The following is a 24,295-nucleotide window of genomic DNA, read 5'->3' as shown; positions in this document are numbered from 1 at the left end:
CAGGTAAGCCATATGCACATGCTCGGGAATCGGCCCCACCGCTTGCCGGGGATGAATGCGGATATCAATGCGCGAGTCGTCGCATCCAATGGGTGGAGTTTTCCGTTCCGTTGTCGCCTCTTGAATGCCGAACTGACTGGAACTATTCGATCTGCGGTGAGTCCTGGGCGGGTAGCCAACTGTCCATACATTTTCGGACAGGTTCGAACCCAGCCCGGCGGCTGGCCAGATAGCGCTTACCCTCGCCCTCCTGCGTACTTGACGAAGAAGTGCCTGATGACAAGTTGTCCTATCTTGCCGGTCAGTCAGCACCCACAAATGACGCGCTTTACAGGGTGCGGGCGCCAGGAGTCGCCGAGCGCTCAGCGCAGCACGGCCGACAGCAGGTCCGTGCCCAGTGTGGTCATCGCGGGCAGGTTGAGGGCGTAGTGGACGTAGCGACCGTGCCGCTTGGCTGTCAGCAGGTCGGCGCGACGCAGGACGGCGAGGTGGCGGGAGACCTCCGGGGGTGTCAGCTCCCAGGCGTGGGCCAGCTCGCCGGTGGTGTGCGGGCCGCGAGCCAGGGTGCGCAGGAGGCGCAGCCGTACCGGATGGGCGAGCGCCTCCAGTCGTAGCCCGACCGTCTCCAGGGACACCGGCTCCGGCGGGTTCGGCCCGGCCACGGGGTACTGCACCACCGGCTGCCACCCGGGCGCGTGGACCACCACCAGGTGCGGGCGGCCGTAGACGCTGGGGATGAAGGTGACCCCGGTGCTGTGGGCGGCGGTCGCTTTGTCCTGCAGCTTGTCCACGACGATGCAGTCACCGTCCGGTGCCAGTGCTATGGCGCCGGAGACGGACGCGAGTGCCGCGCCGATGCCCTGGCGCGCCAGCAGGTCGGTCTTCAGGCGCAGGTCCGCGGCGAGCCGCGCGGCGACACCGGTCCAGGCGGTGTCGAAGAAGGCCTCGGCGCACTGTTCGAGTGTGTGGCGCACCCGCGCCCGCACGGTGGCCGGGTCCGCGAGCAGCCGTTCCGTGAAGGCCTCCTGGAGCGCGCCGCGGGCCTGGGCAAGGTCCATGGCACGCTCGCGCGCATCCGCATCGGTGAGCGGAGAGGGCGCGCCGAAGTGGACCCGTTTGCTGCCACACGTGGTGATGAGCGCGGCGGTCACATAGGTCTCGTCGTCGATGCGGTCGACATCGTCCAACTCCTCGGCGAGGGTCTGCCGAGGGCGGGCGGGGAGCAGGAAGTCGGCGCACGAGGAACGCCAGAGGAACTCCGCCTCCTGCAAGCGCTCGGCCAGCTCCGGTCGCAGCCGGGCCCGGACGTCAGCGGCCCAGCCGGCGAGCTGAGGGTGATGCCCGGGGGCGGCCAGCACATGCAGCATCGCGGTCAGCTCGGCCAGCGGGGAGGCGGCGAACCGCAGCCGGTCGGACGGCAGGCCGGTGATGTCGATGCGCAGCGTCATCCCTTCATCATCGCTGGCCGGTTGGTCGGTGGAGGCGTCGATTGACGGTGTCCGTCAACCGACGTGCCCCCACCGGCCATCCGAAGCCACGGTGGGCTCCATGCCAACCACCACCAAGATCCGGCCCCGCACCCTCGTCCGTGCCTCCGGAGGCCCCCGCTACGCCGTCGCCCTGGCCGTGGACGCGCTCGGCACCGGCCTGCTGCGGCCCTTCCTGCTGCTGTACGGAGTGACGGTGCTGCGCCTGTCGGCACCGCTGACCGGCACCGCCATGACGGTGGGTGTCGTCGCAGGTCTGGTGTGCATGCCCGCGCTGGGCCGCTGGTTGGACCGGGGGGCGCGCAGCACGGCCGTGGCGGCGTCGATGCTGGTGCGGGTGGTGGGTACGGCACTCCTGCTGGCCGCCCCAGCGGGAAACGTCTGGCTGTTCACGACGGCGGCGCTCTTCCTCGGCATCGGCAACCAGGCCTGGCCGGCTGCCCACGCAGCCCTGGTGGCCACGGTCTCCCACGGCCGAGAACGGGACGCGGCGCTTGCGGCGGGCCGCGCCCTGCGCAACGCCGGCCTGGGCGTCGGCGCGCTCATCGCCACCGCCTGCCTGGCGGGCGGCACCACGGCGTTGCAGGCGCTCGCGGCCGTCACGGGTTTCAGCTACATCGCCGCGGCGGCCCTGGCCTGGTCGGTCCGTGTTCACGCGGATCCGGCCGCGTACCCGGCGCAGGAAAAGGACGACGATCCCGCGCCCGGCATGCGCGCCCTGCTCGCCGCCAACGTGATCTACGTCTTCTGCCTCAACGTCCCCGAAATCGCGCTTCCGTTGATCCTGGTGACCCAGTTGCACGCCTCCCCGGTATGGTCGGCGGGCATTTTCGTGGCCAACACGGTACTGGTGGTCGCTCTCCAGGTGCCGATCACCGTTCTGCTGTCCCGCTACTCCCGGCGGACCGTGCTGGCCCTCGCCGGCGTGGTCCTCTCCGTGTCGTATCTCGGCTTCCTCGTCGCCGCTTCGCTGGAGCGCAGTTGGGCCGCCCCCGCCATCGCCGCGGTGTCCGTCCTCTGCACCCTCGGCGAGATCATTTACGCCGGCAGCGCCACGGCACTGGTGAGCGCACTCGCCCCGCCCCACGTCCTGGGCCGCGCCCTCGCCCGTTTCCAGCTCTCCACCGGCTTCGGCCTCGCCGTCTCTCCAGCAGTCATCACCGCACTCGCCCCCCACGGCTCCGCCGCCCTGTGGGGCAGCCTCGCCGCTGCGACGCTTCTCTCCTCCTCTGCCGTCGCCCTCGACTTGGGCATGCTGCGCGGACGTCCACAAGGTCCCCGTATCGGGGAATCGCGTCCAGACGCCGGAACTCAGGCAGCGGGTGCGCAGGTCGTCGAGAGGGCCAGGGGGTGAACTCCTAGTGCGCGTCTACCTGCCCAGTCTTTCCTCGATCCAGGCGGTGGCGAAGTCGATGACTGGCGCGGCCTCGAACAGGTGGCTCTCGGCAGCGCCGACTCTGCCTTTTCGACCGATTCCAGCGGCGAGCATGTCCTGGGCGATGGCTTCGAACGGATCTTGTCCCTCGGGCACCACAGCCGAGTAGTCGAAGGCCCCGTTCTCCGAGTCGATGTCGTGGAAGCGATGCCAGACTCGCCGGCCCTGCACGAGGATGGGCTGTTCGTAGTCCACGAACCGCTTGCCGGGGGCCTCGGCCAGCGCCTCGGCGTGGTGCAGCAGCGTCATGGTGTCCAAGGGAGCACCGAGCAGCAGGACCCGGCCACCGCGGGCGACCAGCCGCGCAAGAGGGCTGTCGGCGCCATGGGGGTCGTCCCAGGGGTGGTCGGCCATCAGTTCGTCTGCTGCCGCTCCCAGGGCTGCGAAGCTGGCATCAGGGTGACGGCTGCGGACGGCGCCGGGCCAGCGGCGCAGTGCTTCTGGCAGACGGCCGTTGTTGTGGTCCGCCTCGCTGAGGGCGGGATCGTAGGCAGGGTGTTCTGCGCGTAGGTCGTCCTGCCAGGCTAGCGGCCAGGTGACGAAGTCATAGGGTGGTGCGTCATTCCAGCCACAGGTCACCATGAGGGTTCCCTGCGTTCCGACCACGTCGTGGAGCGCGCCGATGATGGTCTGCGGTCCGCCTGCCACGTAGCCGATGGCGGACATGCGGGTGTGGAACATGACCACGTCGCCGTCGCCGAGGCCGAGCGCGGCCAGGTCATGGCTGATCCGGCTTCGGGTGACCGGGCCGCCGGAGTGCTTGAGTAAGTCCATTTCATCCACGATCACGAATTTATCCCCATGCCATGGCCCTTGAGCAACTGAATTGAGCTCCTGCTTGGGCGTGTGGGGATGGCCGCCGCGTGCGTGCCGTGCGCGGTATGGCGAAACGGAAAGCCGCAGCCGCCCACCTTCCGGATCGCCGACTTCTGCCACCGTGCGCGCGGTTCGGAAAGCGACCTCGCCGTGGGCGGCTTCGGTGGGCGCGAACCGTCGGCAGCCCATTGGTCCAGTGCGTAGGTGCCCCGCTCCCCCGGCGGGCACCCCCGCTGCTCCTCGTAGTCGGCGATCTCCGTGAGAAGCCGTTGTTCGCGGCACTGCGGTGGCGCCCACCGCGCGGCATCAGCGATCGTCCGACATCAGCCATGCCTCCGCGTCCCGCCGGATCAGCGCCGCGTCGAAGCTGTCGCACTCCCGGATCACCGACCTGATCGTGCCTCGCTCGCGGTACTCGTCCATGATCGCGACATGCTCCGGCAGACGTACGAACTCCGCCAGGGCCCGCCGACCGGTCCACACCGAGACCGATCCGCAGCGCCGGGCCCAGGGCTCGGCCCATAACCACATGCCGACCGCTCCGTCGAGATGCGGCCAGTGGCGCCGCAGCGTGAGGCCGCGTCGGGCGATGCCGGGCAGGTCTCGGTATGCGTGGCTGGTGAAGTCGGTGACGCTGACGATCAGCGGGCCGCTGCGGCGACCGAGCATGCCGCTGTCGACGCCGTTCGCCGCGGCGCGGTCGCCAAGGGCGTCCCCGGCCGGGCCCTGGCACCAGCTGCTCCTCAGCATGGCCCCGGCCTCCAGGACGGGTCCCGGCCGAGCAGGGCGAGCAACCGGTCGCCAGGCGGGGCGTCGTCGGGGACGGCGAGCCGTCGGCGGAACGCGGCACCGGCGCCGCGGCCCTCGTCCGGGACCAGGGCGGCGACGCGCAGCGCGGCGGTGGTGAGTTCGGCGGTGGGCTCCCACGGGGCACCGATCGTTACCGCGACGTCCCAGGCGTGCACCACGTAGTCGAGCATGTGGAAGCCGATCGCTGTCCGTCCGGGGACAGCGAAGTCCTCGCCCACCTCCGGCAGCGCGAACGGCCGCTCCAGCACGTCGTCTTCCGCGAACGCCCCGGTGACCCCACCCACCGACGCCTCATACGCCCCGGCCGGGTCGTCACCGAGGTCGCCGTCCCTCCATACCGCCCACGGCTGCCCCGCGCCGCGGGCGGAGGCGGCGAACCCCTCGTTCTGGCTGACCAGATGGCGAAGCAGGCCGTACAGGGTCCAGTCCGCGCAGGGCGTCGCCAGCCTCAAGTGGTCGGGCTTCACCTGGGAGACCGCCTCCCCGGTCAACAACAGCGCCTGGTGGTCCAGTTGTCGTATGTCCATGGCTGGAGCGTAAAATCGCACAGCGGTTCAGCTCCAGAGCCAATAAGCTGCCAAATGATTGAGCCAATTGCCGGGCTGAAGACCGACAGCAGCCGAGCCGAAAACGGAAATCCGAGATGGACGTGCACGTCAGGCTCGACGGGCAGCGCGACCTGTCCGGCCAGATCTACCGCCAGTTGCGCACCGCGATCCACGACGGGCTGCTACGGCCCGGCGATCCGCTGCCCCCGACCCGGGAGTTGGGCCGCCGCCTCGCGGTGGCCCGCAACACCGTCGGCGTCGCCTACGAACGGCTCGTCGCCGAGGGCTACGCGGACAGCAGGGTCGGCTCCGGGACGTATGTGCGTACGACGGGACTGCCCACGCGTGGGACCGTGACCGCCACCGGCACCACCGGCTCGGGACTGCGCCCGCGCGCCCTGTGGGCGGGCTTGTCACCATGGGCCGCTCCGGAGACCACGGGACGGACCACGGCGGCCCACGACTTCCGGGTCGGCCTGCCGGACGCCCGGCTCTTCCCGTACGACGCCTGGCGTCCCCTGATCGCCCGGGAACTGCGCCCCTCCGGGTCCGGGGCGGTCGGATACGGCGATCCGGCCGGCCACGCCGGGCTGCGGGCCGCACTCGCCCGGCACATCGGACTCTCCCGCGGCGTGCGGACCGTCCCGGACGACGTGCTGGTGACCACCGGCACGCAGCAGGCCCTGGACCTCATCGGGCGGGTGCTGCTCGAACCGGGCGACCGGGTGGCCGTCGAAGAGCCCGGCTACCCACCGGCCCGGCTGCCGTTCCTGGCGCAGGGCGCCGAGGTCACGGGCATACCGGTGGACGCCGAGGGCCTGCTGGTGGACGCCATCCCGCCGGACACCCGCGCCGTGTACGTCACCCCCGCCCACCAGTTCCCACTCGGCATGCCGATGTCCCTGCGGCGCAGGACGGCGCTGCTGCGGTGGGCGCGGCGGCACGGCGCGGCGGTGATCGAGGACGACTACGACAGCGAGTTCCGGTTCGGCGGGCGGCCGGTCGAGACGCTGAAGAGTCTGGACCGGGACGGACACGTCATCTATGTGGGGTCGTTCTCCAAGGTGATGCTGCCCTCCCTGCGCGTCGGCTTCCTGGTGGCGCCCGCCCCGCTGCGCACGGCGCTGCGTACCGCCAAGTACACCGCCGACTGGCACACCGCGGTCCCCACACAGGCGGCGCTCGCCCGCTTCGTCGACGACGGTTTGCTCGCCCGGCACGTCCGCCGGATGCAGCACACGTACGCGGCCCGGCACCAAGCCATCACCCGCGCGCTCACCGACCACTTCGCGGACCTGGCCGAGTTGGTGCCTTCCGCCGCGGGCCTGCACGTGACCACATTCACCCGGGGCCACCTCGCCGACCCCGACGCCCTCGCGGTCCGGGCCGGCCGGGCCCGGGCATCCGGCGTGGCGGTCTACACCCTGGCCGAGGTCGCCGCGAGCCGCTCCGCGCGCCCGGGCTTCGTCTTCGGCTACGGCTCGATCAACGCCCCGGACATCGAGCCGGGTCTGCACCGCGTCCTCGGGCCGCCCGAGGACTGCTGAACCCGGAAGGACGCGCCTGTACTTCGCCGACGGCGAGGTCATACCCGAGGACGGCGAGCCCGACATCGCCTCAGGGCTCCACCGGCCGACAACAGGGCGAACGTCGCCTACCACCACATGGGAGTCCGCCCCCGTCGCCGGGTCATCCTCACAGCCCGACCAGTGACTGTTCGGTCCATACGGTCTTGCCCTCGCGGGAGTAGCGAGTGCCCCAGCGCTCGGTCAGCTGAGCCACCAGGTACAGGCCCCGTCCGCCTTCATCGGTAGTGGCGGAGCGACGCAGGTGGGGTGACGTATGGCTTGCGTCGGCGACCTCGCAGACGAGATGTCGTTCACGGATGAGCCGCAGGGTCACGGGACCGCTGGCGTAGCGGTAGGCGTTGGTGATCAACTCGCTTGCGACCAGTTCGGTGGTGAATGCCAAGTGGTCCAGTCCCCATGCGGTGAGTTGGGTGGCAACGAGGGTCCTGGCCTGGGCGGCGGCCGTGGGTAGCAGAGGCAGTTGCCACGAGGCGACGTTCTGTGGCGGCAGTGAACAGGTCCGCGCGATGAGCACCGCGATGTCGTCAGTGGGGTGAGCGGGTACGAGGGAGTCGACAACCGCCTGGCACGTCTGCTCCAAGGGATCCGAGGGGCGGGTGAGCGCTGCGCGCAGCCGCTGCAGGGCCGTGTCGACGTCGATGTGGCGTTCTCCGATGAGTCCGTTGGTGTAGAGCGTAAGCAGACTGCCCGCCGCCAGTTCGGTCTCCCGGGTCTCGAACGGCAGGCCGCCCAGGCCGAGCGGTGGGCCTGGGGGCAGGTCGAGCAGGCTGACCTGCCCGCCCGGTGTGGTCACGACCGGTGGCGGGTGGCCGGCGCGCGCGGCGGAGCACTGCCGGGAGACGGGGTCGTAGACCGCATACAGGCAGGTGGCGCCGATGACTTGCTCGTCCGCGGTGTCACCGGCTGTCTCCTGTTCCGCGGCAAGGAGGTTGACCAGGTCGTCCAGCCGGGAGAGGACCTCGTCCGGTTCCAGGTCGAGGGTGGCGAGGGTGTGCACGGCCGTACGCAGTCGGCCCATCACGGCAGCGGCATGCAGTCCGTGCCCCACAGCGTCACCGACGACGAGTGCGACTCTGGCCCCGGACAGGGGGATGACGTCGAACCAGTCACCGCCGAGGCCCGGAGCAGTGCTGGCCGGGAGGTAGCGAGGGGCGACCTCGACAGCCGACTGGTCGGGGATGGTTTTCGGCAGCAGGGTGCGTTGCAGGGTGGACGCGGTCTGCTGCTGTTGGGTGAAGCGTCGGGCGTTGTCGATGCTGACGGCGGCGCGGGCGGCGAGTTCCTGGGCCAGCGTGAGATCGTCGGCCTCGAACGGCTCCGGGTGCCGCGCTCGCCACAGGCTCATCACGCCCAGGACGAGGCCCCGCGCGGCCAGTGGCACCACGATCAGGGAATGGGCGGAGAGGGTGGGTGCATGCGCGCCCCGACGCGCTTCCGCGGAGAACCACTCGGGCGAGAGCACCGGTTCGAGGACGGGCCGCCCCTCGACCAGGCAGCTGGCAAGGGGGGTGCCGGGCGCGAAGTGCGTCGGCTCCCCTTCCGGGTGCGCCAGGCCGGGCTCTTGGGCCAGGTCGCTGCGGACCGCGACCCGTGTGACGGGCCCCGCTGAGGCCTGCGCGGGCTCCTCGCCGCGCGTCACCCACTGCGACAGGTACACCGACACCGAGTCGGCCAGGTCGGGGACCAGTACAGCCGCGAGTTCCCGGGCCGTCTCCCCCACATCGAGTGTGGATCCGATGCGGGCGCCTGCCCTGTCGAGGAGCGCCAGCCGTAGTCGGGCCCGATGGTGTTCGGTGACGTCCTGGATCGTCTCGGCCACTCCCAGAACCCGGCCCGCGGGATCTTCCAGGCGGAAGGCAGAGACGGACGCGGCTCGCAATCTCGTCGGATCCCGCTCGAGGCGGGTGTACTGCTCGGTGGAGACCAGTGATCTTCCGGTGTCCAACACCTGGCGTACCCGTGCCACGGCTTTCCGCGCATCCTCGGGGATCAGAAGCGAGCCCGTAGGCATTCCCCGGAATGAGGCGGTCGGGAGGTCGGTGAATCGTTCGACTGCCCGGTTGACCCGCAGAATCCTCATCTCGGGGCTGTGGACGACCAGACCGATCGGGCACCGGCGGAACAACCCGTCGAGGACCGCGCGGTCCCTTTGCCAGTCGAGGACCTCCGCCGCGGGCGCCCCGACCAGGAACCACTCGCGGAGCAGGTCGCCGCGCAGGATCGCACGCGCCCTGAACCCCATCTCGACAAGTCCCCCACCGCCGTGTCGCACCGCCAACACCCCGAACCAGCCCCCGTGTCGCCTGCACACCGCCGCGGCGTCCTTGGCGGCCGGCAGGTCGCGGGGAACGATCAGGGCATCGAGCGCCGAGCGGCCGATCACCTCTGTCTCCGCGTAGCCGAGCAACTCCTGCGCCCGTCGGCTCCAGCCGACCACGGTTCCCTGGTCGTCGAGCACCGCCGACGCGGCGTGGTGCAGGGCGAACGGATCGTCCCTGCCCTCGCTGAGTACCGTCATCCGCTCGTTCACTTCGGACACCACCTCGTGCTCGGCTACCGATGTTCTCCGCCAGGTCCTCCGCACGGTGGGAAACCGGCGCGCCTCAGACCCGGGCGAGTCCGCGACGCCGGGTGTACACACCAGGCCATGTGACGTATTGAACCCGGTCAAGGCCCCGCTGCCCGCCCGCCGTGTCGCGGCGCGGCGGCCGTCACCCGCACGCTCCAGCGGCGATCCGTCCCACCAACGCCGCACGCGCCGGCCGGCGCGGACGTATGCCAAGTGCATGACATTCACCACAAGCCATCCGCCCGTGCGGATGCCTAGAGTGCGGAGGCCGTCGGCACCGGCGGCCGATCACTGCCGACCGGATGCCGCGTCGAACCCAAAACGTAACGCGTCGTGGGCTTATCACGCATTCCAACCAGTCGGTATCGTGCGCTCCCGCTGCTCCACCTCCCACTCCCACGCATCCGAGCCGCACCGGAAGGCCATGCGATGACCCACCACGACGACAACAGACATCCACCACCAGCACCGCCAGGATGGTCGCAGCCGCAACCCGGGCCCTATGGCCACGTCCCTCGCACCGAGTCCTACGCGCGGGACAGGGGATGGCAGGAGTCGTACGGACACGACGCCCCTCAATACGACCCGTACGGTTACGACGCCTTCCGGGACCCCTCGTACGGGCAAGCCCACCGACCCGAACCGTACGAGCAGGACACCCATCGGCACAGCACCGACCTCGCCGCCCTCCAGTCGGCCTACCGCGTGCTCCGCCGCGTCTCCACGCTCACCGCGCTCGGCTCTTTCGTGGTGTATGTGGTGCTGTCCTGCTACGCGCCGGACATGATGGGGTCCAAGATCGCCGGTGAGCTGAGCCTGGGTATGGCCCTCGGGATCCTGCAGCTCGTAGTCACCTTCGCGGCCGTTGTCTGGTACGAGCGCAGCGCACAACGCTCCGTGGACCCGCTTGCGCGGGTCGTCAGGGAGCAGGCCGTCGGGGCGGGCCGGGATGCCGGGGTGGCGGGATGAACGACTTCGGTTCCGGGACCCAGGCCACCGTCCTCATCCTGTTCAGCACCCTGGTCACCCTCACGCTGCTGATGTGCGTGATGGCGGGGCCGGACCGCGACGACCTGACGAACTTCTACACCGGCTACCTCTCCCTCACCCCGCTCAAGAACGGCCTGGCGATCGCGGGCGACTACATCTCCGCGGCCACCGTGCTGAGCACCACCGGCATCATCGCGCTCGCCGGATACGACGGCTACGTACTGGCGGTCAGCACCGCCATGTCGCTGGTGCTGCTGATGTTCCTGCTGGCCGAACCCCTGCGCAACGCCGGCAGCTTCACCATGGGGGACGTCCTGGCCCGCAACATGCCGGGACGGGCCGTTCGCATCGCCTCCTGCGTGGTGACGCTCTCGGCGACCCTGCCCTTCCTGGTCGTCCAGCTCTCCGGGGCCGGGTCGCTGCTCACCTTCATCCTGGGGATCCCGCACGAGACGGGCGCCAGGACGACGTGCATCGTCCTCGTCGGCAGCCTGATGATCATTTACGCGGCGATCGGCGGGATGAGGGGTACCGCGCTCATCCAGATGATCAAGATCGTGCTCCTCCTGGGCACCAGCGTCACCATCGCCGCCCTGGTTCTGAACCGCTTCGACTGGAGCCCCGGCGACGTGCTCCGGGCCGCCGAGCGCGGCAGCGGCGCGGGCCCCTCCTTCCTCCAGCAGGGCCTGCAGCTGGGCACCACGGCCGGTGACCGGTTGGACTTCGCCAGTCTCCAGATCACCGTGATCCTCGGTGCCGCCTGCCTGCCCCACATCACCATGCGCCTGTACTCCGCGCGAGACGTGCCCGCCGCACGCCGCTCCATGTCATGGGCCGTCGGCACGGTCACCACCTTCTGCCTACTCGTGATCATCATGGGTACGGGCGCGGCGGCGCTGGTGGGATCCCAGTACATCACCGCCACCGATCCGCACGGCAGGACGTCGGTGCTCATGTTGTCCCGGGCACTCGGTGGCGACACCACCTCCGCAGGCGCGACGATTCTCTACGCGGCCGTGGCGGGCACGGTGTTCATCACCCTCCTGTCCTCTGTCGCGGGGATGACCCTGGCCGCGGCATCCTCGCTCGCCCACGACCTGTTCGCCCATGCCGCACGGCGGGGACGGGCGGAACCGCGTACGGAGATGACGGTCGCGGCGTGGACGAGCGTGGCTGTGGGGACCGTCGCCATCATGCTCTCCACCCTGGTCCAGAACTGGGACGTCGGTGTGCTGACAACGCTCGCGATCTGCATCGGGGCGTCGGCCGTGGCCCCCGCGTTGACCTACTCGCTGTTCTGGCGAGGCCTCACGCGCACCGGCCTGCTCGCCAGCCTCTATGGCGGCACGGCCTGCGCGCTGGTGCTGATGGTGTTCTCCAAGGCCGTTTCGGGCACCCCGTCCGCCGTCTTCCCGCATGCCGACTTCGGCTGGTTCCCCATGCAGTCCACCGGTCTGGTCTCCATCCCGTTCGGCTATCTGGCGGGCTGGCTGGGCAGCCGTCTCGACCACCGGCGCCGCGCCGCCGAGAGCCGCGAGAACCGGCAGCTGTACGAGGAAAGCGAGGCACGGCTGCTCGCCGGAGCCGAGTGACCTCCGCAACGGAAACGTGCCGCGTCCGAGGGCTCGGACCCCCGGACGCGGCGATCCGTCCGACAGTGGAGAGAACCGATGCTGGGAAGGCTGACCGACCAGGTCCGGCCCGCACCGCCTCAGCTACCCTGCGGCCTCATGGAACAGCTGCCCGAGAGCGTGGACCGAGACATCCTGGAACACCGGATCATCTTCGCGATCAAGACGATCCGAGAGGCCACGGGCTGCACGTTGCACGAAGCACTCGACGTCTTCGTGGAGCGGTACGAGGAACTCCGTCGCGACCGGCCCGACGACTTCCATGTGAGCCCGGACGAGTACGGCCGGGGCTTCTATTCCTGACGCGGGCGACGGCGGCGTGCGTCCTGCCCGCTCACCCTTCTCGGCAACGCCCCTGCGTCACAGGACGCGTTCGTGCGCGTCGCCGGCGATGACGACGACCTCGTCACCGGAAGTCCAGCGCCGGCGCTCGGCTTTGGCCGGGTTGATGCGCACACCGTAGCCCGGCCCGGCCCCGGCCTCGGCGTGACTGCGGTAACCGATGGCGCACTCCCCCCGCGTGCGCGCCGCCGCCACGATCGTGGCGAAGGACGCCTCACGGTCGGGCAGTACGTAGTCGGCAGCCGACCGCAGGTGGATCTGCGTGCCGCCGGCCGAGAAGAGCTCGTCGAACACGCGCGCCAAGTGCCGGTTCTGCGAGATCTGCGCCATCAACAGGCCGATGAGCTTGCCGCTGATGATCACGTCGGCCCCGGGACCGATCGGCGCCAGAGGCCGGTTGCTGTCGTCGGTCAGCTCCGTGACCACCGGCAGTTTGCCGCCGATCTCCTGCTCGAGGTGGCGCAGCACCAGCAGCGTGACGAGCGTGCGGTTGTCGGGCTCCTCGTGTGCCCCGCCGGGAAGCGGTTCCTGACCGAGGACGATGACGCTGGCGTACGAGAAGATGTCCAGATCGCGCAGGGTCTCGGGTCGGGTGGGGTCGCCCTCGCGGAACACCGTACTCAGTCCGGCGGGTCCGGCGCCGTACCCGTACCGCCTGGCGGTCTGGTCCTCGTCCGCGACCACGTCGGCGACGGAACCGGGTGGCGCGTTGCGGCCCCACTCCCGCAGGACGAGCGGCGCCCGGCGATTCCAGCCCAGCAGGAGCACGCGCTCGGGACGTGTGGGCACCGGCTGCGGGCCCGCCATCAGCCGCTCCTCGACCGAGTGCGCGCAGTCGGCGAGTCGGGCGGTGTCGTCGTCGGCGGTGATGACGATGATCCGGTCACCACGCTGGATCACCGTCTGCGGGGGCGGGTTCAGCCACGGCGTGTCGTCGCGGACCAGACCGACGACGCTCGCATGGTCGTAGCCAAGCAGTACGTCACCGAAGGTCCGGCCGACCAGCGACGGATCCGAGGTCAGATAGAACTCGTCCCCGGCGAAGTCGAGGAGTTCACGGTGGACGAGGGAGAGCCCCGGGCGGCGTGCGGCCTGCGCGATCAGCCGGGCGGCGATGGTGTCGCTCTCGATGACGACGCCGTGCGCTCCTGCGGCGAGGCGCGCTGCCAGCAGGTAGCGGCTGTCCCGGACCGCGGCCACGACGGGCGGACCGGCTTCGCTTGCGGTCACCGTCGCCCGCAGGGCCAGCAGGGTCTTGACCACGTCCGCGTCGCCGCGCGGATCGTCGGGCGGCAGCACCACCACCGAGGCCGCCGTGCCGGGACTGGCCAGCGCCAGGACGGCCGGGTCGGTCGTCGGGCCGCTGCGGCAGATCAAGCGCGTCCGGCCGGTGGGTCCCGCCTTGCCGTGCAGGGCCTCCTCCATCGCGGTCTTGTCCCGGTCGGCCAGTACGGCCACGGCCGCGTCCCGCTGGTTGGCGGTGGCGGCGACCAGCTCACCCACCACCGTGAACACCTGCTCCGACCAGCCCAGCACCACCGCGTGCCCCCGCTCCAGGAGCACGGAGCGCCCGCGCCGCAGCGCGATGAGCCGCTCGGTCAGACCGGTCGTGATGAGACCGACGAGGGTGGAGACGTACAGCAGGGCGACCAGCGCCAGCAGCACCGACATCAGCACATGCAACGGCGTACCGGTGGCCCCGCCCAGCCGCAGCGTCTCGCCGGTCAGGCGCCACACCGCCGCCAGCTTCGCGGGGAGCGCGGCGGGGACGTCCGGGCCCGCCCACACCAGCACGGCGCTCGCGGGGACGACAACGGCCAGGCAGAACACCACCAGCCAGCCCACCAGGGCGGGGGTCCCGCGGGCGAGGGTCGTGTCGAACCAGTACCGGGCCCTGGCGCTCACGCGACGCCGCTCTGCCACGTTCTCCCCCACACCTGCCGCTCCTCGCGGTCGACATCCCTGTCCACGCCCCGCACGGGCCCGGCAGACCCGCACGTCACACGTGTACGTGGCAGTCTGCTGACCTGCCGACCCGCCCAGGTCGGCAAGGCCACCGATTCATCCCTTCGAGGCATCCGGCGATCACCTGCTCCTCGCGCACCTGAGCGCCGGCTCTGTCGGGTTTGAACTGCACCGTTCGCTCATCCGAGGCAACAAAGCGGCGTTCACGGGCACCGTCCCCCCTCCACGCCAGTAGAAGTGCGCCATGACCGAAGATCACCGGACGGGCGTCGGCGACGACGGCCTGACCAGGCGCACCCTCACGACCGCGGCCGGCGCGACTGCCGTGGCCACCCTCCTCGCTGGCGGCAGCGCGGCGGCCCTGCCCGCCCCGGCCGCCCCCTCCCCCACCCGCGGCGCGGACTTCGACCGCTGTCTCGCCGTCGCGCGGGCCGTGCTCGTCGTGGACGCCGACGACCGGCCCCTCGCCCCCACCTACCAGCGCGTTCTCAGGGACGGTCTTCCGCACCGGGGGGCGAGCCGGCCCAAGAACGTCCTCGTCATCGGTGCGGGCCCCGCCGGCCTCGTGACGGCGTGGCTGCTGAAGCGGGCGGGACATCGCGTGGCCGTCCTGGAGGCCAACGGCAACCGGGCGGGCGGACGCATCAAGACGTTCCGCCGCGGCGGCCATGAGCACGCGGCGCAACCCTTCGCCGACCCGCTCCAGTACGCGGAGGCGGGCGCCATGCGCCTGCCCGGCAGCCACCCGCTGGTGATGGACCTCATCGGCCAACTCGGTCTGAAGAAGCGGCCGTTCCACTACGTCGACGTCGACGGCGCCGGCCGGCCCGCCAACCACACATGGATCCACGTCAACGGCATCCGGATGCGACGCGCCGACTACGCCCGCACCCCACGGCGCATCAACCGCTCCTTCGGTGTGCCACGCGCCCACTGGGACACACCCGCCGCCGCCATCCTGCGGTCCGTACTCGACCCTGTCCGCGACGAGTTCAGCACGGTGAACCCCGACGGCAAACGCGTCGGCAAACCGCTGCCCGAGCGGGTACGCGGCTGGGCCCGGGTCATCCAGGCTTTCGGCGACTGGTCGATGTTCCGCTTCCTGACCGAGCACGCCGGCCTGGACGAGCGGACCATCGATCTCATCGGCACCGTCGAGAACCTCACGTCACGCCTGCCCCTGTCCTTCGTCCACAGCTTCATCGGCTCCTCCCTCATCAGCCCCGACACCGCTTTCTGGGAACTGGAGGGCGGCACGGCCGTACTGCCGGACGCCCTGCTGGCCCGGGTCCGCAACGAGGTGAGGTTCGACCGCCGCGTCACCCGTATCGAGTACTACGACCCCGAGCGCGCCGACACCGGCTCGCCGCACGTCAGCCGCAAGGGGCCGCACGTGTGGGTGGACACCGTGTCCGAGGGGCGTGGCGGTCCCGTCGTGCGCGAACAGTTCACCGCGGACGCCGCCGTGGTCACCGTGCCCTTCTCCGGTCTACGGCACGTGCAGGTCAGTCCCCCGATGTCGTACACCAAGCGCCGCGCGATCACCGAGCTGCACTACGACTGCGCGACCAAGGTGCTGCTGGAGTTCAGCCGCCGCTGGTGGGAGTTCGACGAGTCCGACTGGAAGCGCGAACTGAACCGGATCTCCCCCGACCTGTACGACGCCTACCGCACCAACCGCACACCCGGGGACGGCAGCCTGCTCGGCGCACACCCTTCCGTCCCGCCCGGTCACATCACACCCGGTCAGCGCACCCACTACGCCGCGAACCGCGCTGTCACGCGAGACCAGCCGCATGCGGCCGACGTCATCGGCGGCGGCTCGGTGTCCGACAACGCCAACCGCTTCATGTACCACCCCTCCCACCCGGTGCCCGGAAGCCGGGGAGGAGTGGTCCTCGCCTCCTACAGCTGGGCGGACGACGCGCTGCGCTGGGACTCCCTGGACGAAGAGGCCCGCTACCCGCACGCCTTGTGCGGCCTGCAACAGGTCTACGGCCAGCGGATCGAGGTCTTCTACACCGGCGCCGGCCAGACCCAGAGCTGGCTGCGCGACCCCTACGCCTACGGTGAGGCATCCGTACTCCTGCCCGGTCAGCACACGGAACTGCTTCCTTCCATCCCGACACCTGAGGGCCCCCTGCACTTCGCCGGCGACCACACCTCCGTCAAACCCGCATGGATCGAGGGGGCGTTGGAATCCGCTGTGCGCGCTGCCCTGGAGCTCCACAGGGCTTGAGCCGACCGACGGCACGTCACCCCAGGCGCCCGACCCTGCGGACGGGTGACGAAGGTCCGGGCTGACGGATCTTGAAAAGAGCGAGGGCCTTGCTGCTCGGTGTGGAGTGCGTCATCCGCATCCGCGGCAGCAAGCCCTTCGTTCCTCTCGTACCCGACCGGATCGGGCACAGGATGTCGGGTCCGGCAGGGTGGGTCCTTCCTAACGTGAGTGATCGAAAGGGAAGGAGGCCGGGGTGCTGGAGCGGCTGAATCAGGCCATGGAGCACATCGAGTGCCACCTTGATCGGCAGATCGAGGCGGTCGACCTGGCGCGGATCGTGGTGACTTCGGAGTACCACCTCCGGCGGCTGTTCTCCGCACTGGCGGGATTTCCGCTGTCGGAGTACATCCGGCGCAGGCGGCTCACGGTCGCCGGTGCTGAGGTGCTGGCCGGGGACCGGACGCTGTTGGAGATCGCGGTGCGGTACGGCTACACGTCCGGGGAGGCGTTCGCGCGTGCGTTCCGCGCCATGCACGGCGTCGGTCCCGGCGAGGCCAGGCGGTCCGGTGCGAGTCTGCAGTCCCAGCCACGGCTGTCCTTCCGCCTCACCGTCGAAGGGAGTAGCAGTATGCGATACCGGGTCGTGGAGAAGGACGAGTTCCGTGTGGTCGGCAGGAAGGCACTCGTCCCCCTCGTGCACGAGGGGGTGAACCCCGCCATCGCCGACTTCATCCGGGGCATCGGGCGGGAGACCCTGCAGCGCATGCAGAATCTGTCTGATCAGGAGCCGCAGGGGATCGTAGGGGTGAGTGACAACCTCGACCCGAGCCGGGCGGAGGGAACCGAACTCGACTACTACCACGGGGTGGTGACCCGAGCCGCCGTGCCCGAGGACATGGATGCGCTCACCGTGCCGGCCGGGACGTGGGCCGTCTTCGAGAGCTCCGGGCCGTTTCCGCAGGCGCTCCAGTACCTCTGGCGGGACGTGTTCACGCAGTGGTTCCCGTCCAATCCGTACCGGAGCCGGCCGGGACCCGAGATCCTGCGGACCCGGCTGTCGCAGGATGCCACGCAGGCGGACGCGGAGCTGTGGATCCCCGTGGAGCGGACTGCGGTCTGAACGATCGAGTTTGGTACCGGCTGCAGCCATGACGTGTCTGGTGACCGACACCTCCACGTGGAGCGATGACATGTGGATCCTCGACTCCACGCCGGTGGAATGCGGGCGCTCACGTGAGACCGTCACACGCACGGCGAGTCGATCATCTAGGCGTTCGCCACGCCGAGGAAGCGCAGGACCGCCAGCACTCGGCGGTGGTCGGCGTCCGCCTTGGGCAGGTCGAGCTTGGTGAAGATGCTGTTGATGTGCTTGGCGACCGCGCTCTCGCTCACCACGAGTTCGGCCGCGATCCCGGAGTTGGACCGGCCGCCAGCCATCAGCTCCAGCACCTCGCGCTCGCGCGGCGTCAGCCGGTCGAGGGGATCGCTGTGCCGGCGCATCAACAGCTGTGCGACGACCTGCGGGTCCAACGCGGTGCCGCCGGCCGCCACCCTGCGTACCGACTCCGCGAACTCCTCGACGTCGGCGATCCGCTGCTTGCGCAGGTAACCGACGCCGGACGTGTTGGCGGCGAGGAGATCGGCCGCGTACCGCTCCTCCACATACTGCGACAGCAACAGCACGGAGGTACCCGGCCACTGCCGGCGGATCACGAGGGCGGCTCGTACGACCGGGCTGCCGGACACCACGACGGCGGCGCACTGGCCTGTCGCCTGGGTGGGCCTCGATGCCCTGGAGGCAGCCGGTTTGATCGCCACCGGCGTCCTCGCCACCCGCGGCGACCCACGCCATCCCCTGGCGGCCACCGTGACCGCCACCCTGCTCGTGATCGACGCATGGTTCGACATCACGACCGCGGCCGCAGGGAGCGACCTCGCCACGGCGGCAGCGATGGCTCTCTGCGCCGAGCTGCCGCTGGCCGCGCTGTGCGCGTGGCTGGTGGTCCGGGCGCTGGGGCGGCGGGCGTAGCCGGCCGTGACCGGCGGCAACCGCAACGACGTCACCCACTCCTGCCGCTGCTGGACAAGGCCCCCGCCATCCGCGGACGCCGGGGCCGCCCCGACCCGAACCCCGACGCCTCAACAACCGAGCTGAAGCGAGCCGTAAGGCATGCTGCCGTACAGGGCGAGGACCAGCTCATAGGCCGTGCCTCGGGCGCAGGCATCGGCCGCGTCCGGGTCCTCGCAGGCGCGGCCTGGGCCGCGCGTCCCCGGGTGATGCGGTGTCGGCACCTCCGTGTCGAGTTCGGGTAGGAACTTCCGCAATTCCACCGCACGGTGACGGCGATGCAGTGTCCTTGCCGCGCCACGGGCAGCCGCCGCTCACGAAGAACGTTACTTCTGGCCGAGTGCTGCTGCGGTGGCGGAGGCGAAGGCGTCCGGGTTGTCCAGCATGATGTTGTGCCCACAGTTCGGGATCGGAACCACGGCCACCCCGGACTCGGTGAGCGCTTCGGCGCCCAGGAGCGGACCGTCGTCCTCGGGCAACAGGTAGGTACGGGGGATCTTCAAGTCCAGCAGAAGTTCGCGCATGGTGGGGGTGGTGCCGCGGATGAGATGGACCGCGCTGCGGTGCAGGGCCTCGAGGCCGGCCAGGCGCATGGTGGACCACCAGTGGGGGCCGACCCGGTCGCGGACCTCTTGCCAGCCACCTGCCAGGAATTCCTGTTCGGAGTAGGCGGCGATGCCGCTGCTGCCGCTGGAGCCGGGCTGGCGCGGAATCGGGTCCAGGTTGGCGTCGACCAGGACCAGGCGGGAAACCAAGTGCGGGTGCCGGGCCGCCAGGACGATGGCCACCGAGCCGCCCATGCTGTGGGCGACCACCTCCGCACCGGTGACACCCGCGGAGGTCAGGGCTTCCGCGAGGGCGTCGGCGTGCGCCTCCAGCGTGTAGTCGAATGTCGTCGGGCGGTCGCTGATGCCATGACCCAGCAGATCGATCAGCAGCGAGCGGTGGCCTGCCAGCAGTGGGTGGACCGCTGTCTCCGCGAAGTAGGCGGGCGACGTGGCGCCCAGACCGTGTACGTAGACCCGGGCGCGCTCCCGCCCTGGCAGTTCCACCCAGCGGATCCGGTCACCCTTGGTCGTTGCGACGGCGCTACGCACAGTCTGGCTCCCCTGTAAGCAAGATCGGTACGGCAACGAGGGTAATGGACGCCGCTGTCCGCCCACGCGGCTGCTGCGGAGTAGTAGGGGCCCGCCTTGGGGGGCGGACGATCCCCGTGTTCATCGCTAGCGAAGACACTCGTAGCTCGCGGCCACTCCTGCCAGGGTGTGCTCATGAATACGGCACCGGATGGTCGGCCTGTCCCGCCCCCGCATGCTGACGAGCGCGCCATGCTGGAGTCATGGCTGGACTTTCACCGTGCGACTCTCGCCCTCAAGTGCAAGGGCCTGACGGATGATCAATTACGGCTTGCTGCGGCGTCACCTTCGTCGATGACGCTGCTGGGTCTCGTCCAGCACATGGCTGAGGTCGAGCGCAACTGGTTCCAACGAGTGTTCGCGAGCCGGGATGTGCCTCCGGTCTTCGGGGAGAACAATGGCGACGGCTTTGCCCTTCAGCCGGACCGAGGACTCGACGAGGCGATGGCCGTCTGGCGAGCGGAGGTCGCGCTGGGCCGCGAGCTCATCGCCGACGCAACGCTGGACGACTCCGGCCGCCTGTCTGGACAGGAGGCGGGTCACGTCGGCGATCAGGGAGTTTCCCTGCGTTGGATCATGGTGCACATGATCGAGGAATACGCACGTCACAACGGCCACGCCGATCTCATCCGCGAGCAGATCGACGGAGTCACCGGGGCATGAGAGGTGGTTGCGCGGTGGGAAGACCGCGCAAGCGGCCGACTGCCCCGCTCAGCCGGGCAGAACCGATGACCCGGCTGATCATCCCCGTCCAGGAGAGCATGGCATGACCACGGTATTAGACATCGACGCCCGCAGTTCGCAGCACTGCGAGACAACAGCTCTGGGGGTGCTGCTGCGGCACCAGGGGCTCGATCTGTCCGAGCCCATGCTCTTCGGCCTCGGCTCCGGTCTGTCCTTCGTCTACTGGGACAGCAAGAACATGGGCTTCCCCTTCCTGGGGGGACGGGTCAAGCCTTTCGAGCTCACCAGAAACCTGGCCACCAGACTCGGGCTTGAGCTCCTGGTCCAGGAGACCACCTCCCCCCGCAGGGCCTGGGAGAACGTGGTGGCATCCATTGGCGCCGGCCACCCCGTCGGACTCCAGCTGGACAGCTATCACTTGGACCACTTCGCCTCGAGGGTGCACTTCGGCGGCCATGTCGTCGCCATGTACGGCTACGACGACCGCGACGCCTACCTGGTGGACACCGACCAGCAAGGAGGAACCGTATCCACCAGCCTGACCAGCCTCGCCCGGGCCAGGGCCGCGCGCGGCCCGATGACCGCCAAGCACCGCTCCTTCACCCTCACCGCTCCGAGGAACCTGCCCTGCCCACAGGGCCAGATCATCCCCGCCATCACCGCCTGCGCCGACGCCTTCCTCAACCCGCCCATCGCCAACCTCGGTTACCGAGGCATCGAGAAGGCCGGCAAGCTCGTGCGCACATGGCTCCAGCGGACCGACCACCCGCAGCGGGACCTACCGCAGGCCGCACTTTTGATGGAGAAGGCCGGTACCGGCGGCGCCCTGTTCCGTAACCTCTACCGCGACTTCCTCGCCGAATGCATCCAACTGCTCGACAGTAGCCACCTGCGCACCGGTCACGGGCTGTACACCGAGGCAGCCACCCTGTGGACGGAAGTCGCAGCACTGATCACGAAAGCCGGTGAGTCAGGCAATGCGCAGTGCCTCGTCCAGGCGGGAACCATCCTCTGCGATCTCTCACGCATAGAGCGCGAGGCCATGCAGGCGCTGAGCTCGCCGCGGCTTGGCGCCGAAAGGTCTCCGGGGACAGAAGGTCCGGCGAGCACGCACTCCGCCCGGAGCTGAAGCAGCAGGTAGCTGCGCCGCTGACGTATCACCAGATGGCTCACCCCGGCCCGGGACACCCGCATCCGGTCGGTCGTGCGCTGGGCCTTCACTCTTCGCCGTCAAAAGAGCGTTGTCATGCGGGCGGTGTCAGGGTGATGAGGAATTCCTGGTCGCGGGCGCCCGAGCAGCGGCCTTCGACGATTTCGGCGCCTTCGACGGTGTCCTGGTCGCGGACGGAGAGGCATTGGCCGGTGGCGGCGGGGCGGAGACGGAAGTGTGCTGAGGCCGGTGGGCCGATGGGTTCGATCCGGAACTGTTGTGCGGGGTTGTCCTCGGCGCAGTCGTCACGGGGTTCGATCAGGTCGCGGCCGGGGCCGTCGCGCAAAAGGGTCAGGCAGCCGATGCCGTACTTCGGATGGTGCCACTGGATCTGGACCAGGTTTTCGCCGACGGGTTCGATGTAGGTGTGGGGCAGGACGGCTCGTGCGCAGGGGGACTGGGCCGCGATGGCCGTGGCGTAGTGGTGCGTCCGGTCACGTCCTTCGGTGACACATAGCCGCGGGGTGCGGGCGGGGTGGATCTGGGCCCAGCTGCCGACGGCCAGGATGGCCAGGCCCCGCACGGGGTGGGTGGCGGTTGTGGTGGTGTGCGGTGCGGTCAGGGGCGACAGCAGTGCCTGTACGCCCAGGGCCGCCCCGGCGCCGAGCGCTGCGGCGGCGATCAAGCGCATGTGGCGGTACCGGTGTCCGGACCGCGGCTCACGGTCGGCTTCGTCCGTGTCCGGTGTGGCCTGCTCGTCGGTGCCGGGCGGGACGAGATCGGTACGGGGGCCGGGGGGCTGCTGGGCCACGGCCAGGCGTCGGCGAGCGTCGAGCCACCGCTGGGCCTCGGCCTCACCCAGTCCGCACGCGCGGGTGAACGCGGCGACGAACGGCTCGCGGGGCAGCGTGGTGCGCCCGAGCGCGGTCGCGATCGTGCTGGAGGCCAGAGTGTCCCCGCGCGCCGCGGCTTTCCCTTCCAGTTGCCGGTAGGACAACCCGGAACAGATCCGCAGGGCACGCAACGCCGCGGTGAACTCCTCGGCAGTGCGGGCCTGTTCCGGCTGCGGTGTCCCGGGTGGCGGCTGGGCGCCGTTGCTGTCTGCCCCTTGTTCCACATTTCCACCGTAACGGGGGCTCCCATCTGGGCAACCCCGCCAAATTCGTCAACCAGGTGCGTTGTCCGGCCATGTTCGGGCTCCGCTGTTCAGCAGTGTTCGGGGGCTGGTCGGGACTGTTCCGAACGTACGCGAACGCCTGAGCGGCTTGTGCCCGCTCGCCGTCATGGGGAGGCTCTAGGCCGTTGCCATCGGCACGGATGCCTCATCCGGTGACGAGTCGGGCCAAGACGCCCCTGTCGCCGAAAAACTGGAAGGAGTCGCAGCTGATGAAGGCTGTCATGAAGTCGGCAGGAATACTGGGCGGACTGGTGACCGCGGGAATGCTTGCCCTCGCGCCGCCGTCGTCGGCGGCGTCCACCGCGAGCGACGACGTCTTCTTCACCACCCAGGCGACCAAGCAGTACACCTGCGCCAAGACGACCTGCCGGGTGAAGAGGAATCTCTTCAAGGGGCAGCCGCTGTCGATCGACTGCTACTACGTCGGTCAGCCGGTCTCGGGCAACTCCATCTGGTACTACACCACGACGTGGGAGGGCGAGTACTGGGTCGACGGATACACCCCGGGCCAGCACATCAACACCGGCGCCGATCCGCGTCCCGGTATCTCCCGCTGCTGAGCAGATCCGCGCCGGCGAACAGCGACGGCCGAAGGCCGCTGCCCTTCACCCCCATGTGAAAAGGAGAAACCCCATGTCCATGACCCTCACCAGGCGAGCCGGGCTCGTCGTCTCGGCGCTCGTACTCGGCGCGGCAGCCGTCGCTGCCGGACCGGCGATCGCCTCACCCGCCCCCTTATCGGCCGGGCCGGCCTCGGAGAGCGCCTGCCCGTACAACCTGGCTCACCCGACTCTCTACCCCGGCGACACCGGCAAGGCCGTCACCCACGCACAGTGCCTGCTGAACATCTACGGCCGGGGCCTCGACGAGGACGGCATCTTCGGCTCCGGCACGAAAGCCGCCGTCATGTGGGCGCAGGGACGATGCCACATCACCAAGGACGGCATCGTCGGCCCGAAGACGTGGAACTGTCTGCACCCGGACGTGAGCCCCAACCCCTGACCTGACCGTTCGAAAAGACACCTGTCCGCCGCCGGTGACGGTCGGCCGCCACCGGCGGCGTACACGTCCGATATCCGCCAGCGCGATCATTGCCGAGTCGAGAGTCTGGGTGCATGACTACGACATCGACAGTCGCCTTCCGCGTCCATGCGCTGCCCGTTGAGGTACTGGACAGTGTGCGCGCCGGCGGAGTCGACGCCTTCGGGAATCCCGTGGAACGCGTTACCGCCGAGGGCGGCGATCCCCTTCGGTGCTGTCTGCGCAACGCCGAGCCAGGCGAAGCGCTGCTGCTCTTCGGTTACCAGCCGCCGCTCCCGGCCAGCCCCTACCGTGAGGTCGGCGCCGTGCTCGCACACGCTGAACCCTGCGAGGGACCCGCCGACGTCAACGACTATCCGCCGGACTGGCGCGGACGCCCACAGGTGCTGCGCGCATACGATGCGCGCGGCTGGATCCACGACGCGACCAGAGTGCACGACGGCCAGGATCCAGAGGGAGCGATCGCTGAACTGCTCGCGGAGCCTGACGTGGTGCAGGTCCACAGCCGTAACGTGGCCTGGGGCTGCTACATGTTCACGATCACTCGCGCCGGATAGCGGGGGCGCACCAACGACCTGTAGGTCCGCGCCGGTGTCACGCCGGACCGATGACCTTCTTGCACATGTGCCCGAAGAC

General features: G+C 69.9%; 21 protein-coding genes and 2 pseudogenes. 14 read left to right on the top strand and 9 right to left on the bottom strand.

The features are described 5' to 3' along the window. Positions 1–362 precede the first annotated feature (362 nt). Positions 363–1,448, bottom strand: coding sequence for a DUF5937 family protein (locus tag ACZ7L0_RS20200; protein ID WP_471243840.1), 1,086 nt, complete (start codon positions 1,446–1,448; stop codon positions 363–365). A 100-nt stretch (positions 1,449–1,548) separates the two neighbouring features. Here ACZ7L0_RS20200 and ACZ7L0_RS20195 point away from each other — a divergent pair, with 100 nt between their 5' ends. Beyond that, positions 1,549–2,841, top strand: coding sequence for an MFS transporter (locus tag ACZ7L0_RS20195; protein ID WP_471243839.1), 1,293 nt, complete (start codon positions 1,549–1,551; stop codon positions 2,839–2,841). A gap of 15 nt (positions 2,842–2,856) precedes the next feature. Here ACZ7L0_RS20195 and aac(3) read toward each other — a convergent pair whose 3' ends face one another. The 3 genes from aac(3) to ACZ7L0_RS20180 form a co-directional block, all read right to left on the bottom strand. Continuing rightward, the gene (gene aac(3) / locus ACZ7L0_RS20190; RefSeq protein ID WP_471244001.1) at positions 2,857–3,705 is read right to left on the bottom strand and encodes an aminoglycoside 3-N-acetyltransferase; all 849 of its coding nucleotides are present in this window, start codon (positions 3,703–3,705) and stop codon (positions 2,857–2,859) included. A gap of 339 nt (positions 3,706–4,044) precedes the next feature. Continuing rightward, entirely contained in the window at positions 4,045–4,488 is a 444-nt protein-coding gene (locus tag ACZ7L0_RS20185; protein ID WP_471243838.1) for a hypothetical protein, read from the bottom strand. Next, complete coding sequence (locus tag ACZ7L0_RS20180; protein ID WP_471243837.1) at positions 4,482–5,075, bottom strand: TIGR03086 family metal-binding protein; 594 nt, start codon at positions 5,073–5,075, stop codon at positions 4,482–4,484. The genes ACZ7L0_RS20185 and ACZ7L0_RS20180 overlap by 7 nt, the downstream gene beginning before the upstream one ends. 116 nt (positions 5,076–5,191) lie before the next feature. Between ACZ7L0_RS20180 and pdxR the strand changes: the two genes are divergently transcribed. Beyond that, positions 5,192–6,643, top strand: a complete 1,452-nt coding sequence (gene pdxR, locus ACZ7L0_RS20175) for a MocR-like pyridoxine biosynthesis transcription factor PdxR (protein ID WP_471243836.1) — start codon at positions 5,192–5,194, stop codon at positions 6,641–6,643. Positions 6,644–6,791: 148 nt separating this feature from the next. On the opposite strand, the gene ACZ7L0_RS20170 is transcribed toward pdxR, so the two are convergent. Beyond that, positions 6,792–9,215 (bottom strand): SpoIIE family protein phosphatase, encoded by a 2,424-nt coding sequence (locus tag ACZ7L0_RS20170; RefSeq protein ID WP_471244000.1) that lies wholly within the window; start codon positions 9,213–9,215, stop codon positions 6,792–6,794. A gap of 468 nt (positions 9,216–9,683) precedes the next feature. Here ACZ7L0_RS20170 and ACZ7L0_RS20165 point away from each other — a divergent pair, with 468 nt between their 5' ends. The 3 genes from ACZ7L0_RS20165 (at position 9,684) to ACZ7L0_RS20155 (ending at position 12,178) form a co-directional block, all read left to right on the top strand. After that, positions 9,684–10,223 carry a DUF485 domain-containing protein gene (locus tag ACZ7L0_RS20165; RefSeq protein WP_471243835.1) on the top strand — a complete coding sequence of 180 codons (540 nt, stop codon included), beginning with the start codon at positions 9,684–9,686 and terminating at the stop codon, positions 10,221–10,223. After that, positions 10,220–11,836 carry a sodium/solute symporter gene (locus ACZ7L0_RS20160; RefSeq protein ID WP_471243834.1) on the top strand — a complete coding sequence of 539 codons (1,617 nt, stop codon included), beginning with the start codon at positions 10,220–10,222 and terminating at the stop codon, positions 11,834–11,836. The genes ACZ7L0_RS20165 and ACZ7L0_RS20160 overlap by 4 nt, the downstream gene beginning before the upstream one ends. A 138-nt stretch (positions 11,837–11,974) precedes the next feature. Next, entirely contained in the window at positions 11,975–12,178 is a 204-nt protein-coding gene (locus tag ACZ7L0_RS20155; protein ID WP_471243833.1) for a hypothetical protein, read from the top strand. A 57-nt stretch (positions 12,179–12,235) separates the two neighbouring features. Here the strand turns inward: ACZ7L0_RS20155 and ACZ7L0_RS20150 are convergent, their stop codons facing one another. Continuing rightward, on the bottom strand, positions 12,236–14,140 hold the full coding sequence (locus ACZ7L0_RS20150; protein ID WP_471243832.1) for a CASTOR/POLLUX-related putative ion channel: 1,905 nt from the start codon (positions 14,138–14,140) through the stop codon (positions 12,236–12,238). A gap of 286 nt (positions 14,141–14,426) precedes the next feature. Between ACZ7L0_RS20150 and ACZ7L0_RS20145 the strand changes: the two genes are divergently transcribed. The 3 genes and pseudogenes from ACZ7L0_RS20145 to ACZ7L0_RS20135 form a co-directional block, all read left to right on the top strand. Continuing rightward, complete coding sequence (locus tag ACZ7L0_RS20145) at positions 14,427–16,421, top strand: flavin monoamine oxidase family protein (RefSeq protein WP_471243831.1); 1,995 nt, start codon at positions 14,427–14,429, stop codon at positions 16,419–16,421. Positions 16,422–16,656: 235 nt separating this feature from the next. Then, positions 16,657–17,523 carry an AraC family transcriptional regulator gene (locus ACZ7L0_RS20140; protein ID WP_471243830.1) on the top strand — a complete coding sequence of 289 codons (867 nt, stop codon included), beginning with the start codon at positions 16,657–16,659 and terminating at the stop codon, positions 17,521–17,523. A 37-nt stretch (positions 17,524–17,560) separates the two neighbouring features. Continuing rightward, a pseudogene (locus tag ACZ7L0_RS20135) lies at positions 17,561–17,656 on the top strand (IS982 family transposase); the annotation flags it as partial. A gap of 13 nt (positions 17,657–17,669) precedes the next feature. Here ACZ7L0_RS20135 and ACZ7L0_RS20130 read toward each other — a convergent pair. Continuing rightward, positions 17,670–18,131: pseudogene (locus ACZ7L0_RS20130) on the bottom strand (LuxR C-terminal-related transcriptional regulator); the annotation flags it as partial. Positions 18,132–18,180: 49 nt separating this feature from the next. On the opposite strand from ACZ7L0_RS20130, the gene ACZ7L0_RS20125 reads away from it, so the two are divergent. Beyond that, entirely contained in the window at positions 18,181–18,432 is a 252-nt protein-coding gene (locus ACZ7L0_RS20125) for a hypothetical protein (protein WP_471243829.1), read from the top strand. A gap of 365 nt (positions 18,433–18,797) precedes the next feature. Here ACZ7L0_RS20125 and ACZ7L0_RS20120 read toward each other — a convergent pair whose 3' ends face one another. Beyond that, the gene (locus ACZ7L0_RS20120; protein WP_471243828.1) at positions 18,798–19,568 is read right to left on the bottom strand and encodes an alpha/beta fold hydrolase; all 771 of its coding nucleotides are present in this window, start codon (positions 19,566–19,568) and stop codon (positions 18,798–18,800) included. Between the two features lie 174 nt (positions 19,569–19,742). Here ACZ7L0_RS20120 and ACZ7L0_RS20115 point away from each other — a divergent pair, with 174 nt between their 5' ends. Both ACZ7L0_RS20115 and ACZ7L0_RS20110 read left to right on the top strand, forming a co-directional pair. Beyond that, positions 19,743–20,270, top strand: coding sequence for a DinB family protein (locus ACZ7L0_RS20115; protein WP_471243827.1), 528 nt, complete (start codon positions 19,743–19,745; stop codon positions 20,268–20,270). Between the two features lie 103 nt (positions 20,271–20,373). Then, positions 20,374–21,420: a BtrH N-terminal domain-containing protein gene (locus tag ACZ7L0_RS20110; RefSeq protein WP_471243826.1), complete on the top strand. Its 1,047-nt coding sequence runs from the start codon at positions 20,374–20,376 to the stop codon at positions 21,418–21,420. A gap of 115 nt (positions 21,421–21,535) precedes the next feature. On the opposite strand, the gene ACZ7L0_RS20105 is transcribed toward ACZ7L0_RS20110, so the two are convergent. Next, the gene (locus ACZ7L0_RS20105) at positions 21,536–22,558 is read right to left on the bottom strand and encodes an XRE family transcriptional regulator (RefSeq protein ID WP_471243825.1); all 1,023 of its coding nucleotides are present in this window, start codon (positions 22,556–22,558) and stop codon (positions 21,536–21,538) included. Between the two features lie 269 nt (positions 22,559–22,827). Between ACZ7L0_RS20105 and ACZ7L0_RS20100 the strand changes: the two genes are divergently transcribed. From ACZ7L0_RS20100 to ACZ7L0_RS20090, 3 genes are all read left to right on the top strand, one after another. Then, entirely contained in the window at positions 22,828–23,178 is a 351-nt protein-coding gene (locus tag ACZ7L0_RS20100; protein WP_471243824.1) for a hypothetical protein, read from the top strand. A gap of 73 nt (positions 23,179–23,251) precedes the next feature. Then, positions 23,252–23,620 carry a peptidoglycan-binding domain-containing protein gene (locus ACZ7L0_RS20095; protein WP_471243823.1) on the top strand — a complete coding sequence of 123 codons (369 nt, stop codon included), beginning with the start codon at positions 23,252–23,254 and terminating at the stop codon, positions 23,618–23,620. Positions 23,621–23,733: 113 nt separating this feature from the next. Beyond that, complete coding sequence (locus ACZ7L0_RS20090; protein ID WP_471243822.1) at positions 23,734–24,216, top strand: DUF1203 domain-containing protein; 483 nt, start codon at positions 23,734–23,736, stop codon at positions 24,214–24,216. The last annotated feature ends 79 nt before the right edge of the window (positions 24,217–24,295 follow it).

It is taken from the genome of Streptomyces sp. NPDC039424 (assembly GCF_055639495.1).
Note: the sequence above shows the minus strand (reverse complement) of the source record. Positions and strands in the feature narration are given on the sequence as shown.